A 14,709-nucleotide genomic window follows, 5' to 3' on the forward strand; every position below is an offset into this window, starting at 1 on the left:
ACGACTGGCTCGCCGGGCGGGACGGCAACGACCAGCTCAATGGCGGCGACGGCGACGACACGCTTTCGGGCGGCTATGGCAATGACGTCCTGACGGGCGGCAAGGGCAAGGACATCTTCGTCTTCGACGGCAAGCTGGGCACGGCCAAGACGGACCGCAAGGTCAACTTCGACACGATCAAGGACTACAGCGTCAAGGACGACTCGATCTGGCTCGACAACGCGCTCTTCAGCAAGAACAAGACGCTCTACAAAGCCATCATGAAGGCGACCGAGAACAAGCCCGTCAAGCTCGCCAAGAAGTTCTTCAGCCTGGACACGGCCAAGGACAAGGACGACTTCTTCATCTACGACACGAAGAAGCGCGTGCTGATCTACGATGAGGACGGCTCGGGTTCAAAGCAGGGCATCGAGATCGCCACCTTCTCCAAGAACAAGGCGCTGACAAAGTTCTCCTACACAGAACTGTTCTTCGTCTAAGCATCCAAGAAAAGCGACTGTCTCAAACGAGCCCCTGACTGCTCCCGCAGCCAGGGGTTCTTCGTTCACAATGACAGCGTTCAGATTTCAGGGGCCTCACCGCCCCGCCACCTGCTTCACCGTCTCCACCAGCTGGCGCAGGCTGAAGGGCTTGGGCAGGAAGTTGAATTCCTCGCCTTCGGGGAGGTTCTTCTTGAACGCATCCTCCGCGTAGCCGGAGACGAAGATGATCTTCAGGTCCGGGTAGCGCTTGCGCAATTCGCCGAGGAGCGTCGGGCCGTCCATCTCGGGCATCACCACGTCGGAGACGACGAGATCCACCGGCGCGCCGCGCTCGTCGATGATCTGCAGCGCCTCGACGCCGGAGGCAGCCTCCAGCACCGTGTAGCCGCGCGCTGTGAGCGCGCGGGCGTTCACAGCACGCACAGGGTCCTCGTCCTCTACGAGGAGAATAACCCCCTGCCCTGTCATGTCGGCGGCGGGTTTCTTGACCGTCTCGGTCTTCGTCTCCTCGACAGGCATCTCGGAGGGAACGTGGCGCGGCAGGTAGATGCGGAACGTCGTGCCCTGGCCGATCCTGGAATCGACGTCGATGAAGCCGCCGGATTGCTTGACGATGCCGAAGACTGTGGAGAGGCCAAGGCCCGTTCCCTTGCCAATCTCCTTGGTGGTGAAGAACGGCTCGAAGATTTTCTCCATCACCTCCGGCGTCATGCCGGTGCCGCTGTCGGCGATCTCGACCAGCACGTAATCGGCGGGCGGCATGCCGCTCACCTTGAGGCGCGCGGCCTCATGCGCGGAGACGTTCGCCGTGCGGATCGAAAGCTTGCCGCCACCGGGCATGGCATCGCGGGCGTTGACCGCCATGTTGACGATCACCTGCTCGAACTGGTTCACGTCCGCCTTCACGAACCACAGGTCGCGCGCGTGGGTGAGATCGAGCTGCACGCGCTCGCCGAGAAGCCGCTTGAGCAGCATGGAAAGGTCGTAGAGGCGGTCGTTGAGGTTCAGAACCTCGGGCCGCAGGGTCTGGCGGCGGGAGAAGGCCAGAAGCTGACGCACCAAGCTCGCGGCCCGGTTGGCGTTCTGCTTGATCTGCATGATGTCCTGGAAGGACGGATCGGTCGGCCGGTGGTTGCCGAGCAGCAGATCGCTGTAGCCGATGATCGCCTGCAGCACGTTGTTGAAGTCGTGCGCGACACCGCCCGCCAGTTGCCCGACGGCGTTCATCTTCTGCGATTGCGCGAGCTGCTCCTCGACGCGGCGGAAATCCGTGGTGTCTAGCGCGTAGAGGATCGCGTTCTCGCCCTCCGCCTCCGCGTCGCTGACCGGCGTGATCCAGACCCGAACGGATTTGTCGTCCTGTCCCGCCGGGTGCAATTCGAGAGGCTGCACCTCGCCACGGCCTTCAGCCACCGCCTTCAGAGCCGCCGCGATCTGGCCGCCTTCACCGTCACGGAAAGCGGAGGCGATGGGTGCTCCTTCCTCGCCAGTGGGCAGCGCGCCGAACAGCTTGGTGAAGGGCACGTTGGCCTGCACCAGATGGCCGGCGCGGTTCACGGTCGCAATCGCGATAGGCGTGTTGTTGAAGAAGCGGGCAAAGCGCACCTCGGCGGCGCGCTGGCCTTCATCGACGCCGAGCCCCGGCGAGCGGTTGAGCACCAGTGTGCGCGACGCGCCCATGCGCCCATCCTGCCCGAAGGCGATGCGATGATAGAGCCGCACCGGCAGGAACTGCCCATTGCGGCGGCGCAGGTCGAGATCGAAGGTTTCCGTGCGCACGCTGCCGGGTTCGCCGACAAAAGAGGTCATCATCGCCACGACATTGCGCGGCACTACATCGGAGAGGCTGAGGCCGCCAGAGCCGACCTGCGCAAGATCGTAATCGAGCCAGGATGCAAGCGTGGCGTTGAGATAGATGATCGCTCCGTTCGGGGCGATGGAGAGGAAGCCCGCGGGCGCATGATCGAGATAATCGATGGCGTGCTGGAGTTCCTGAAAGACATTCTCCTGCCGCTCGCGCTCATGCGTGATGTCGGCGACGGTCCACAACGTGGCGGGCCGGCCATTAGGGCGCTCGATCCCGCGAACGCGGACACGGTACCAGCCGAACTCGCGCGCCTTGTCGAGGGTGGGAGACAGCCGGATCTCCTCGCTCGCCGCGCGATGCTCCCGCGCCGCAAGAGCCAGACGGTAGATTGCCTCCGACACCTCCGGCGCGCCCGTGAAAAGGCGCTCGACGGGGCGCAGCTCATCTGCATGGGCGCTGCCCGACAACGCGAGATAGGCCTCGTTGGCATAAGAAATGCGCCCGTCGCTCTCCACCACGGCCATGCCCTCGGAGGACGTGTCGGCCATGATCTTGGTGATGTCGTTACGGGCGGACCTTGCGGAAAACCGGATGACGCCGATCACCAGGGCGAACAGGAAGAACACCCCGGCCATCGCGAAAAAGGCGAGCAGGGCGAGAATGAGCGGCTGGGCCTGGTCATTGCCGAGAAACCGCAGGCCGAAGATCGCGCCGGCGAGAACGGCGGCGAGCAGCAGCACCAACCCGGCATGGCCGGAACGATCAGACCGGTCGATGGGTGCGCCGGAGGGCGTATCGCCGTCGTGAGCCATGAAGTTCCCGAATCCTCGAAAGGTAATTGGTTATGCCGAACAAGAGCTTGGCCCGCAAGCGCACGCCGTGTGAGCCGATTGTTTGACCTTTCGGAATAAGGCCGAAGCTTTAACATCTCCCTTTCAAGATCGAAGACCACTGGCAAAGCCTGCCGCCGGGCTTTGAGGAGGCCAAGTTGTCAACATCCGGACACAGTATTGCGCCGCGGCTCAAAAAAGCCTCAAATCGCTTGTTCCAAGCCATCTCTTCCACTGACCGCCTGTCAGGCCGTGTCCAGCGACGGGCGGGCATTAACCATTCATTTACCTCTTTGCCCGTTTCGACTGGCATTGTGCTAAAAACTCCCGAACAGCCCTGTCTGGGCCTCAACGCTTGAGAGTTCATCGTGTTTTCTCAGATCGAAGGATCACGGGCCATCCTATACGTCATCGCCTTCGCGATCATTCTGGCCTTGGTCCTGCTTTTTGCCTGGGTTCTGCGCCGCCTGACCGGCGGTCGGCTTTTGCTGCCTGGCCAGGGTCGCGGCCGCTCGCGCCAGCCGCGCCTCGGCGTCGTCGATGTCTATGACCTCGACCGCCAGCGCCAGCTCATCCTCTTGCGCCGCGATAATGTCGAGCACCTGCTGCTCGTCGGCGGCCTCAATGACGTCGTCATCGAAACCAACATCGTCCGCGTGGCGGGAGCCCGCCTGCCGACCGGCCCAAGCGAGCCGGCCGTCGAGCGTGCAGAACCGGCCCTGGAAGCCGGCCCGCGTCCGCTGGTCGAGCCCTCGGTTCGCCCGAACATCGAATCCCAACTGGCCGCGCAACTCGGCGCCTTCATCCGTCGCCCGTCCGAGGAATCGGACATCGACGAGGAATTGGCCCCGGTCGCCTCCGTCAGCGCCCCGGTGACTTCCCAGCCCCTGCCCCAGGTGGAACCGCTGCTGAAGCCGACCCATGTGGAGCCCGCACATGTGGAGCCCGAGTTGAAAGTCACTCGCGAGGAATCCTTCTCGCGGCCCGCGCCGGCTTTCGAACCCAGGCTGCCCGAACCTCCGGCCCCGCGTCCGGAACCCCGCATCGTCACGCCTCCGCCCCCGCCGCCACCCGCACCGCCTGTTCCGCCGGTTTTCCGCGCAGAGCAGCCTGTGGCCCCGATCCCGCCGGAGCCCGCCCAGCCGGCAGCTCCGCGCGTGCCCGACGCTCTGATCCTGTCCGACATGGCCAAGCAGCTTGAGGAAGCCTTGAAGCGCCCTGCGGCTCCCGCACCGGAGCCGATCGTCGAGACCATCGTCGAAGAGATCGAGGAAATCGAGGAAACGGTTGAGATCGAGATCGCTCAGGTGGAGTTGCCTGAGCCTGAGATCGAGGAAGAGTATTTCGAGCCCGAGGAGGAACTGCCTCCCGCCCCGGCCCCCGAGCCGGTCGAGGAGCCCAAGGCGGCGGAAGCACCCTCCGAGCCAGAGCCCGCTCCGGCTCCCGCGCCGCGCAAGGTCAGCGACCCGTTCTCCGTCGAGGAGATCGAAGCGGAATTCGCCCGCCTGCTCGGCCGCCCGACGGATACGGGCAGCAAGGGCTGATCCTCGGCTCACGACTTACCAAATGAAAAGGGCTCCGTTTCCGGAGCCCTTTTTTATTGGTTCAGTCGTCCCGATGGACCCGCTCGTTGCGCTCGTGGCGTTCCTGAGCCTCGAGCGAGAGGGTCGCGATGGGCCGCGCTTCCAGGCGCTTGAGAGAGATCGGTTCGCCCGTCTCCTCGCAATAGCCGTAGGAGCCGTCGTCGATCCGGGCCATGGCAGCGTCGATCTTGGCGATCAGCTTGCGCTGGCGGTCCCGGGCGCGGAGCTCGATGGCGCGGTCGGTTTCCGATGAGGCGCGGTCGGCAATGTCGGGATGGTTTTCGCTCTCACTCTGAAGGGCGGCGAGGGTTTCCTGCGCTTCTCGCAGAATGTCCCCTTTCCACCGAATCAGCTTGCGCCGGAAATATTCCCGTTGCCGCTCATTCATGAAGGGCTCGTCCTCGGTCGGACGATAACCCTCATCGATTACGGTGTTCGTCATATGGGCCGTTCAATCCCCGTGAACTGTGCGGCCCCTATATATGGGGAGAAGCCCGACGACAACGCGTTCCGTGTCGCCCATTCAGCCAATTCGTCCCAAACCTTTGCTTATTTTCACGGCAGAATCCGTTTTTCTCAGACGAAAGAACGATTTGCCGCACCCTCCCTAGCGGAGCTTGCGCAGGGCCGCAGCCACATCGGTCTCGACCTTGCGGGCGATGGGGAGGCGGTAATGGGTCAGGTCGAAATAGAGATTCGGGTCCCGATTCTCCTCCCGGTCCACCCGCCAGTCGATCACGGTGGATTTCGGATGGGCCTCCATCGCCGCCCGCAAGGCCACCTTGCAGGCCTCGTCCTTGTAGGCGCGGGACGTCTGGGGCGGCGGCAGGTAGTTCTTGTAGTTCGGCGGGAAGACGAGAACGACGGCGAGGTCCGCCGGCATCGCCGAGACGACCTGTTTAAGCTTGTCGGCGACAGGGAAGGACCATTTCCCCTTCATCGGGTCGGACGGCAGGATCGTCTTGTCGGCGTCCGGGCGCGTCTCGAGGCGCTGACGCAGCACCGGGTCATTCGCATAGCCGAGGTCGATATAGTTCTGCTCGTAGTTCCAGTACCCGTCCGGGCGGGCCCGCTCGGCCTTGGCGTTGAACACATAGCCGAGGCGGCGCGGCACCTCTTCCAGAATGTCGTAGCGGACCAAGCCCTTGGCGTATTCGAGCGGGTTGGCGCTGAAGAGCCAGAACGGGAACGGCTTCGTGTTCGGCATCGCCGGGTCCTGCCCACACCAGCTCTCATCGGCGCTGATGACGAGAGCTTTGGCGGGATTCTGCCTGTGCCTCAGGAACCAGTCGATAATGACGAACTGCTCCTTCGGCCCGGATGCCGGCACGGAGAGCTGCACGAAGTCGAGCCCCGTCGTCTCCTTCAGATGCTCCGGCGAGAGAAGCTGGATATGGGAATTGCCGACGATGGCGGCGTTGTAGGACAGATCCCTGCCCCGGCTCGGCGCGGCGGTGCGCGGCCCCTGCGGGCGCACGCCCGCCTTGGCGAACAGCGAGGAGCGCCCGCTGTCGTAAGGATCGACCGCGTAGGCGAACACGACGATGCCGCAAAGAACGATGGCGGCGGTGGCGAGAAACGCCCCCGTGAAGCGCCGCCAGCGCCCGGCGTCAGAACTGGAAATAAATGAATTCATAGTTCGCATCATCGCCGATTTTGAAAAGGACGATCACGAAGAGGACTGCGAAAGCCACCGCGATCCAGCGGCGGGCCGGCAGCTTGTGGACAAAGGCCCATGCGGTCGGCCCGATCATCGCCACCGCCGCAGCGGCCGCAATGGCGCGCCACTTGAAGCCGGCGCCGAAGCCGCCGAAGCCGAAGAGCCCTTCATAGATCCGCAGCGCGCCTTCGAAAGTGGTGGCACGGAAGAGAACCCAGGTGAGCATGACGAAAATGAAGGTCAGCACCCAGCCGACGAGGTTCGGCATCGAGAGCCCGGCCTTGCGCCACAGCACTCCGGCGCAAAGGCCAAGGCCGTGCGCCGCGCCCCAGACCACGAAGGTGAGCCCTGCCCCGTGCCAGAGGCCGCCCAGCGCCATCGTCGTGAACAACGCGACGAGCTGGAGGGCAAGGCCGCGCCGGTTTCCGCCGAGCGCGATGTAGAGATAGTCGCGCAGGAAGCGCGAGAGGGTCATGTGCCAGCGCCGCCAGAAATCCTGCAACGAGACCGAGCGGTACGGCACATCGAAGTTCTGCGGCAGCACGATGCCGAACAGGAGCGCGAGGCCGAGCGCCATGTCCGTGTAGCCGGAGAAATCGAAATAGATCTGGAACGTGAAGCCGAGGGTCGCCTGCCACGCCTCTATCATCGTCACGGCCTTGCCCGCATCGGCAGCCTGGAAGATCGGATTGACGTATTCGGCAAGCTGATCGCCGATGAACACCTTCTTCGCGAGACCCGCCACGAGAAGCATGAGGCCGCGCGCAAACCGTTCAGCGGCGTCATGGCGCTGGTAGGGGCGCTCGTCGAGCTGGTGCATGATCTCGCTCCAGCGCACCAGGGGGCCGGCGAGAACCTGCGGGAAGAAGGCGATGTAAAGGGCGTAGCGGACGAGACCGTAACGGGGCGCTTTTCCGGCCCGCAGATCCGTCAGGTACATGATGTGGTGGAAGGTGAAGAACGAAATGCCGAGCGGCAGCGCGATATCGAATTTCGGCGCGTGAAGGCCGGGGATCAGGTTCGCGAAATCGGCGAAGAAATTGAAGTACTTGAAGACCGCCAGAACGGCGAGGTTGACCACGATAGCCACCGTCACCAGCCCGCTGCACTTCGATGCCAGGAAAGCCTGCGCGATCAACCAGTTCACCAGCACCGACGCCAGAAGAAGCGGCACGAAACGCCAGTCCCAATAGCCGTAGAACACGAACGACAGGAGAACGAGCAGCGGCAGCCGCCATTCGGGCCGGAAACGCTCGACCAGCCAATGCGTCAGAAGCGCGACCGGCAGGAAGGCGAAGAGAAAGATGAAGGAGTTGAAGAGCATCGAGGCGGGAACGTGATCGAACAACGAGCGGCGCTCTCGTCCGCGCCTGACGGGCCGCTGTTGTGGGGGAAGGCGGTGCCGACGTCAACCTTGAGGGCTGGAGGCCGCCTCCGCCCGGCTCACCAACTCCCCGGCCACATCCCCGATCCTGGGCGCATCTTCACGGATGAAGGGTAATGGGCGGCAGACGGCGAGCGCCGCGAGGCCGAAGCGCGCCGTCATCAGCCCGTTCAGTACCCCTTCCCCCAGCTTCGCCGAAATCCGCGCGGCGAGGCCGAGCCCGAGAACCTGCTGCATTAGGCTGTCGCCCACCGCCATGCCGCCCGTCACCGCCAGATGGTTGAAGGCGGCCCTCGCGAGCCGCAGGAACCCGAAGAGGCCGGGCCGCCCGCCATAGATGCGCGCGAGGGTGCGCAAAAGCCGCACGGCGGCGAAGATGACGAAGGCGACATCCACGATGGCGCGGGGGCTCACCGCCGTCACCAGGGAAACCTGCTTCGCCGCCGCCGCGATGGCGCGCTTGGCCTGTGCGTCGAGGGGCGCGAGCAGTTCCCGCTCGGCGATGGCGAGGCGGTCGTCGGCGTCGATGATCTCATCGTCGATATTCTTCAGGCGGGCCCGCCCGGGCGCGGCGCTCGCGCGCTTGTCGTAAAGCGCGACGAGGTCGGACACGATGTCCCTCGCGGCCTCGTGGTCCTTTACGGAAAGGGCATCGACCGCATTGTCGCGCAGCCGCTCGATCTTTTTCTCCCGCCAGATTCCGGCGGCCTCGCGGCCCACGATGGCGATGAAGGCGAGCGCGGCAAGGGCGGTCAGCGCGAGGGCGACCCACCCGAGCCAGGGCGCAATGGCATAAAGATCGACGATCAGCTTCTCGATCCCAAGACCAAGGCCGAGCAGGAGAAGGCCGGAGAGCGCCGAGACCAGAATGCCGACCCAGGGGGCGCGGCGCTTCTCACCCATCGGCACGACGATGCCGTCCGCCGCCTCGATGGCGTCGAAGGGTTCTTCCTCTACTTCGATGGAACCGCTCGCGACGTCGGGAGCGTTGAGGCGGAAGGCACGGGGTCGGCGGGTCATGTCAGGCGGTCCCCGATGAGAAATTCAAGGGCGCGGTCGAGGCGGATATGCGGCATCCGGGCCTGCCGGCCCGCCGCATCCACCGGCAGTTTCGGCGGCCTGAATCGCGGAAAGCGGAAAGAACCTACCGGGAGTGCGCCCTGAAACACCTCTTCCGGATTCTCGGGCAGCTCACCCGGAAAGATCGCCGCCTCGGTCTCGCCGTCGAAGATCTCGCCGTCGACCTCTTCCCCGGCCTCGGGCACGCCGGCGACAGCCTTGAGGGTTTCGCGGCCCTCGCGGACGGTCGTCTCGCGGGTCGCGCGCACAGAGGCCAGCGCCACCGTGCCAACCCGCGCGCCAGCCGCTTCCGTCCGCCGCGCGGCGCGGTTGACGAGAAGGCGCAGGATCGCGTCCAGCCGGTCATGATCCGTGTGGTGAATGTGGTCGGCCTTGGTGGCGGCGAACAGCACCCTGTCGGCGCGGGGCGCGAAGAGGCGGGAGAACAGGGTGTTCCGCCCCGTCCTGAAGGCGATGAGCACCTGATCGAGCGCCTCTTCCAGCTCCGCCAGCGCCACAGGCCCGGCATCGATCGCCGCGAGCACATCGACCAGGACGATCTGCCGGTCGATGCGCTGGAAGTGATTGCGGAAGAACGGCTTCACCACATGGGTCTTGTAGGCCTCATAGCGCCGCTCCATCAGCGCCGCGAAGCTGCCCTGCTGGATCGGCTGGCCGGCGGGTAGATCGAGCGGCGCGAAGGTCAGGGCGGGTGAGCCGGCAAGGTCTCCGGGCATGAGGAAGCGCCCCGGCGGGGTCGTCGCCACCGCCTCGGGCCCTGCGCGCAGAAGGGTCAGATAAACCTTGAACTCCTCGCTCGCCTTGGCCGCGAGAAGTTCGTCCGGAGGGCCTGAAGGGTCGAGACTTTTCAGGCTCTCCCGCCAGGGGGCGGCGATGTCCTCCCGCCCCGGCCTGCGGCTCGCCTCGATGGTACGTCGGGACCAGTCGGCATAGGAGGTTTCGACAAGGGCGAGATCGAGCAGCCACTCGCCGGGATAGTCGACGATGTCGAGGGCGAGCGAGGCAGGACCGGAGCGCCAGCCGCCCTTGCGCTCGTATTCCAGATCCACCCGCAACTCGCTGATGCGTTCCGTGGAAAGCGGCCAGCGGCGGGCATTGGTGAGAGCGTCGAGATGTTCCTCATAAGGAAAGCGGGCGACCTCATCGTCAGGCTGATGGGCGAGATAGGCGCGGCGGATGCGCCCCTCGGCGGAAGCCCTGAAGGCGGAAAGGTTCGTGCCCCGGGTCAGGTGGTGCACCAGGGCGGTCGTGAAAACCGTCTTGCCCGACCGCGCCAGCCCCGTCACGCCGATGCGCATGGACGGCTGGACGAACTGGCCGGAAACCTCCCAGAGCGATTGGGCCGCCGATCCGGCACGGGAGGCGAGATTGCTGATGGCGGACACGGACGGTTTCTGCCTTTTACAAGTCAAGCTTGAAGGTGGGGCCTCGGTCCCGAACAAGCAAGGCGGCGTCACCGGCCATCAAGCCTTGCTTCCGCATCGCGCACGGGCAAAGCCCTTGCGGCGGCGCGCTGCACGGCCCCTTCGACGAGATCGGGATGGGCCCGCAACATGCCAAGCTCGAACGCCGACATGGCAAGCATCACGGACTTGAGGTTCGGTTGCGGCAACCCTTCGGCGGAAAACAGCTTCAGATCGTCGTTCGGGCCGATGCCGAGGCCATCCACCATCTGCTGCGCATAGTTCTTCAGCCTCGCCTCATCGGGCGCGCAGGAGGATGTCGAAGCGACCTTTGCGGACGTGCCCGCCTGCCTGGATTTTTCCGGAAGACGCTGCGCGGCGGTCCGCGCGGCAGGCTTTGGCTTGGGATGTTCACCCATACCCTCCGCGATGTCCGGAACGCGGTAGATCGGCCCCGTTCGCGGAATGACGATGGAAACGCGCCCTGTTCGAGCGCCCTTCCCCGTTCCGCCCGCCGTGAGCTTAACCCGATGGGCGGCGAGCCAGCGGGCCCGCAGCGTGCCGCCGATGCCTTTGACCGCCAGCACCATACCGCCGATGCCGGTGATAGTACCGCATTCGGGTGGCGCCCAGCGGCGCACGATGTCGAGAGCGGACTTGCGGTTGAATTCGAGATAGTAGCGCCGCAGCAGTGTGGCGGCGGCATCCGCGCCCCGCTCGGCGGAGACGAAGCCCACATGCCCCTCGCCGTCCTTGCCGATCTCGCCCTCCCAACGGGCGCTCTTGATGCACCAGTAATTGTTGAGCTTGACGCAACGCGTGACGAGAGGCCGCTCGACGCCAAGAAGGGTTGCGAGAACGATCACGGGACCGGGCTTCAGTCCCTCGACCGCCTCTTCCCGCCAATTGGAAACCTGCCTCGCCCCGGCCTCGTAGCGCGCTTCGGCCGTGCCGGTGCTTTCGCCCTGCACACGCGCCGGCAAGGCAGGGACAACCCCGCTCAAGATAGCGTTACCGGCCAATACGATCGCCATGAAAGTCTGGGGCAGCATCGAAAAACACCATACCTGACCCGCCGACAAAAGGGCGCGGTCATTCCGTCGAAAGATAGGCGGGCCGATGCGATCGTCTAATCGTCCTCGTCCATACCAAGCTCCCGCGGCGTCACGAAGCGCTCCAACGTGCCCTCGCCCTGCGCGATATCGCTCCACGCATCCAGGTCGAAGTCGATGACGGCGAGGGCCGCCGTCGGGTATTTCTGCCTCATGTGCTGGCGCGTGCCTTTCGCGCCGTGGCCGACGAGCAGACCCGCCAATTCCTCGCAGCCGGGATTGTGGCAGACCAGAAGCAGGCTCTCGTTCTCGGGCTCAATTTCCTGCACCACGGCGAGAAGCTGCAAGGCATGCGCTGCGTAGAGCCGGGCGTCGTATTCGACCTTCACAATCCCCAGCGCCGGCTGGACGAAGCTCCATGTCTCGCGGGTTCTCAGCGAGGGCGAGACAAGCGCCAGATCCGGCACGAGCTTTTCGCCGCGAAGATAGGCTCCCATCCGCGTCGCGGCATCCTGACCCCGCTTCGCCAGCGGACGGTCGGTGTCGAGAACACCCGAGGGTGAGGAAGCCTTGGCGTGGCGCAGAAGCATGAGACGCAGCATGGGAAACATCCTCTCACGGAGAGCCGAGTCATGCGTTCTCCTGTGAATGACCCGGCCCGAACGAGTGACGCGGCTTTAGGCAGCCGCTGCCCTAGATTAAGCTCCACTCAGAATTGAGGATTGGAGTCCATGACACAAGATCGCTACCACAAGGATCGGATCGGCAACCGCAAATTGAAGCCGGAAACCCTTATGCTGGGCTACGGCTACGATCCGACCCTTTCGGAAGGCGCCGTGAAACCGCCGGTGTTCCTCACCTCGACGTTCGTGTTCAACAGCGCCGAGCATGGAAAGGAATTCTTCGACTACGTCGCAGGCCGCCGCGAGCCGCCCAAGGGCGAGGCGGCGGGTCTCGTGTACTCGCGCTTCAACCACCCGAATGCCGAAATCGTCGAGGACAGGCTTGCGATTTTCGAAGAGGCGGAAGCCGGACTTCTGTTTTCCTCCGGCATGTCGGCCATCGCGACAACCATTCTCGCCTACGCGAAGCCCGGCGACGTGATCCTGCATTCGCAGCCCCTCTACGGCGGAACGGAAACGCTGATCGCCAAGACGCTCGCCAATCTCGGCATCAAGGCCGTGGGCTTTGCCGATGGCGTCGATGAGGCGAGCGTACGCGCCGCCGCCAAGGAGGCCACGGCCAAGGGCCGCGTTTCGGTCATCATGATTGAGACGCCCTCGAACCCCCTGAACACGCTGGTCGATGTCGCGCTTATCAAGCGCGTCGCCGACGAGATCGGCAAGGAACAGGGCCATCGCCCCATCGTGGTTTGCGACAACACCCTTCTCGGCCCGCTCTACCAGCGGCCGCTGCGCAATGGCGCGGACATCTCCGTCTATTCGCTGACGAAATATGTCGGTGGCCATTCGGACCTGATCGCTGGCGCGGCGCTCGGCTCGAAAGAGCACATGAAAACCGTGCGCCTGCTACGCTCTGCCATCGGCACGCAGCTCGATCCGCATTCGTGCTGGATGATCGGCCGCTCGCTCGAGACACTGGCCCTTCGCATGCGGGAAGCCAACCGCAACGGCGAGATCGTCGCGAAGTTCCTGAACGAGCACCCCAAGATCACCAAGGTTCACCACCTCGCCTATCTGCCCAAGGGTTCGGCGGCGCTGAAGGTCTATGAGGCGCAAAGCGAAGCGCCGGGCTCGACCTTCTCGTTCGATGTACAGGGCGGCGAAGCGGAGGCCTTCAAGGTTCTGAACGCACTCAAGATCTTCAAGCTTGCGGTGAGCTTAGGGGGCACCGAATCCCTCATCAGCCATCCGGCCTCCACCACGCATTCCGGCGTGCCGAAGGAAACCCGCGACCGCCTCGGCGTCACGGACGCCACCATCCGCGTCTCCATCGGCATCGAACACCCGGACGATCTAGTGGCCGATCTCGCGCAGGCGTTGGACGTGTTGGGATAACAGCCGAGAGTTTGCTTTAAACCTCTGCTCGCACGACGTTCGTGCGAGCAGAGGCAAGTGCATCAGCTTTTCTGAAGCGCAACGTGAATGCCCAGGCCGACCAGCACCGCGCCGCCCATGCGCTGCGTGAGGCGTTGCGCGCTGCTCGATCGCCGTAGCCTTGCCGAAACGGCATCCGCCAAGACCACGCTGACAACGTCAGCGAGGGAAAACATCAAATTGACGATCGTTCCAAGCAGCACGAACTGAAGCCAGACGGGAAATGCGGCCGACGCATCGATAAATTGCGGCAGGAACGCCATGTAGAAAATCGCCGTCTTGGGGTTGAGAACCTCGACGGTGATGCTTTCGAAAAAGGCGCGCCATCCGGATTTCGGCTGGATGGCGGACATACCGGCATCTCCGTGCGCCTTTGCGCGAAACAGCAAGATGCCCAGCCAGATCAAGTAAGCCGCGCCGATAAACTTCACCGCCATGTAGATAACAGGCACGGCGTGAAAGAGGATCGCCAAGCCGGCAGCGGCGGCAACGACATGCACATAGCCACCGAGATGAATCCCCAATGCCGCCATGAGGCCGGGCAAGCGCCCGCGCGCGAGGGTCTGAGCCGCCGCGTAAAGCATGGCCGGCCCGGGAATGAAGGCAAAAATCGCCGTCGTGAGGAAAAAGGCGATAAGCAGCTCGAGTGACGGCATTCTCTCAATCCTTCTCAAAGGCCAACTTCGACGATTGTAGGCGAAAGAGAACTTCCCGCTATGGGAAAGCGTATTCTGCCTATCTGACATTCGGCGTGATCGCCCTTCAGATCAGGCCCTTCATCCGCAGCATGCCGAAGGACGCAACGGTTCCCGCGTCCTGAATGGTTCCGTTCAGGATCATTGCCTCGACTTCGGCAAGGGGGAAGGCCTTCGTGATCATGTCCTGCTCTTCCGGGGCAAGCTGACGCGGCCCCGGCGTGAGCTTCGTCGCGAGGAAAATCCGGAAGCTTTGCGACACTGTGCCGTAGAGCGGGTAAAGCCGCCCCGCCTCCAGGATTTCTCCGGCAAGAAGCCCGGTTTCCTCTTGCAGTTCGCCCCGCGCGAGATCTTCCGGGCACGCATCCGGCGCTTCCTCCCAGCTGCCTTGCGGGAACTCCCATTGGCGGCGCTGGATCGGGTAGCGGTACTGCTCCACGAGATGCACCACGCCGTTGTCGACGGGAACGATGATGGCGAAGTCCGCCTTGTCGATGACGCCGTAGATGCCGAGCGAACCGTCGCGCCTGCGGATATTGTCCTCTCGAACCTTCATCCAGCGGTTCTCGTAAACGATGCGACTATCGAGCGTCGTGATGTCTCGTTCCGACACGTTTTCCCCTTATTGTCTTGTATGGCTGAAACAGAGCCACGCCTTGCGGCAACCAGAAAACCA

Annotated in this window: 12 protein-coding genes and 1 pseudogene; 3 read left to right on the plus strand and 10 right to left on the minus strand. The window is 64.1% G+C overall.

Annotation, left to right across the window (positions count from 1 at the left end; genetic code table 11):
• Positions 1-479, plus strand: a pseudogene (locus tag DQW91_RS17195) (hypothetical protein); the annotation flags it as partial.
• A gap of 96 nt (positions 480-575) precedes the next feature.
• Here DQW91_RS17195 and cckA read toward each other — a convergent pair.
• Complete coding sequence (cckA, locus tag DQW91_RS04810; RefSeq protein WP_112662477.1) at positions 576-3,101, minus strand: cell cycle histidine kinase CckA; 2,526 nt, start codon at positions 3,099-3,101, stop codon at positions 576-578.
• 386 nt (positions 3,102-3,487) lie between these two features.
• On the opposite strand from cckA, the gene DQW91_RS04815 reads away from it, so the two are divergent.
• The gene (locus DQW91_RS04815; RefSeq protein WP_245410909.1) at positions 3,488-4,663 is read left to right on the plus strand and encodes a flagellar biosynthetic protein FliO; all 1,176 of its coding nucleotides are present in this window, start codon (positions 3,488-3,490) and stop codon (positions 4,661-4,663) included.
• A gap of 61 nt (positions 4,664-4,724) precedes the next feature.
• Here the strand turns inward: DQW91_RS04815 and dksA are convergent, their stop codons facing one another.
• The 7 genes from dksA to DQW91_RS04850 form a co-directional block, all read right to left on the minus strand.
• Positions 4,725-5,144 (minus strand): RNA polymerase-binding protein DksA, encoded by a 420-nt coding sequence (dksA, locus tag DQW91_RS04820; protein ID WP_112662479.1) that lies wholly within the window; start codon positions 5,142-5,144, stop codon positions 4,725-4,727.
• Between the two features lie 165 nt (positions 5,145-5,309).
• A complete protein-coding gene (locus tag DQW91_RS04825; RefSeq protein WP_112662480.1) occupies positions 5,310-6,338 on the minus strand; it encodes a hypothetical protein in 1,029 nt (342 codons plus the stop codon).
• Positions 6,313-7,686 (minus strand): MBOAT family O-acyltransferase, encoded by a 1,374-nt coding sequence (locus DQW91_RS04830; RefSeq protein ID WP_112662905.1) that lies wholly within the window; start codon positions 7,684-7,686, stop codon positions 6,313-6,315. The genes DQW91_RS04825 and DQW91_RS04830 overlap by 26 nt, the downstream gene beginning before the upstream one ends.
• An 84-nt stretch (positions 7,687-7,770) precedes the next feature.
• On the minus strand, positions 7,771-8,766 hold the full coding sequence (locus DQW91_RS04835) for a YcjF family protein (RefSeq protein WP_112662481.1): 996 nt from the start codon (positions 8,764-8,766) through the stop codon (positions 7,771-7,773).
• On the minus strand, positions 8,763-10,211 hold the full coding sequence (locus DQW91_RS04840; RefSeq protein WP_112662482.1) for a YcjX family GTP-binding protein: 1,449 nt from the start codon (positions 10,209-10,211) through the stop codon (positions 8,763-8,765). The genes DQW91_RS04835 and DQW91_RS04840 overlap by 4 nt, the downstream gene beginning before the upstream one ends.
• A 68-nt stretch (positions 10,212-10,279) precedes the next feature.
• Positions 10,280-11,281 (minus strand): hypothetical protein, encoded by a 1,002-nt coding sequence (locus DQW91_RS04845; RefSeq protein WP_157961343.1) that lies wholly within the window; start codon positions 11,279-11,281, stop codon positions 10,280-10,282.
• 77 nt (positions 11,282-11,358) lie between these two features.
• Positions 11,359-11,883 carry a SixA phosphatase family protein gene (locus DQW91_RS04850; protein WP_112662906.1) on the minus strand — a complete coding sequence of 175 codons (525 nt, stop codon included), beginning with the start codon at positions 11,881-11,883 and terminating at the stop codon, positions 11,359-11,361.
• Positions 11,884-12,012: 129 nt separating this feature from the next.
• Between DQW91_RS04850 and DQW91_RS04855 the strand changes: the two genes are divergently transcribed.
• Positions 12,013-13,299, plus strand: a complete 1,287-nt coding sequence (locus tag DQW91_RS04855) for a cystathionine gamma-synthase family protein (protein WP_112662484.1) — start codon at positions 12,013-12,015, stop codon at positions 13,297-13,299.
• 62 nt (positions 13,300-13,361) lie between these two features.
• Here the strand turns inward: DQW91_RS04855 and DQW91_RS04860 are convergent, their stop codons facing one another.
• Together DQW91_RS04860 and DQW91_RS04865 are read right to left on the minus strand one after the other, a co-directional pair.
• Positions 13,362-13,994 carry a LysE family translocator gene (locus DQW91_RS04860; RefSeq protein WP_112662485.1) on the minus strand — a complete coding sequence of 211 codons (633 nt, stop codon included), beginning with the start codon at positions 13,992-13,994 and terminating at the stop codon, positions 13,362-13,364.
• 106 nt (positions 13,995-14,100) lie between these two features.
• Positions 14,101-14,646, minus strand: a complete 546-nt coding sequence (locus tag DQW91_RS04865) for an NUDIX domain-containing protein (protein WP_342633207.1) — start codon at positions 14,644-14,646, stop codon at positions 14,101-14,103.
• Between the last annotated feature and the right edge of the window lie 63 nt (positions 14,647-14,709).

It is taken from the genome of Microvirga flavescens (assembly GCF_003290125.1).
GTDB lineage: Bacteria > Pseudomonadota > Alphaproteobacteria > Rhizobiales > Beijerinckiaceae > Microvirga > Microvirga flavescens.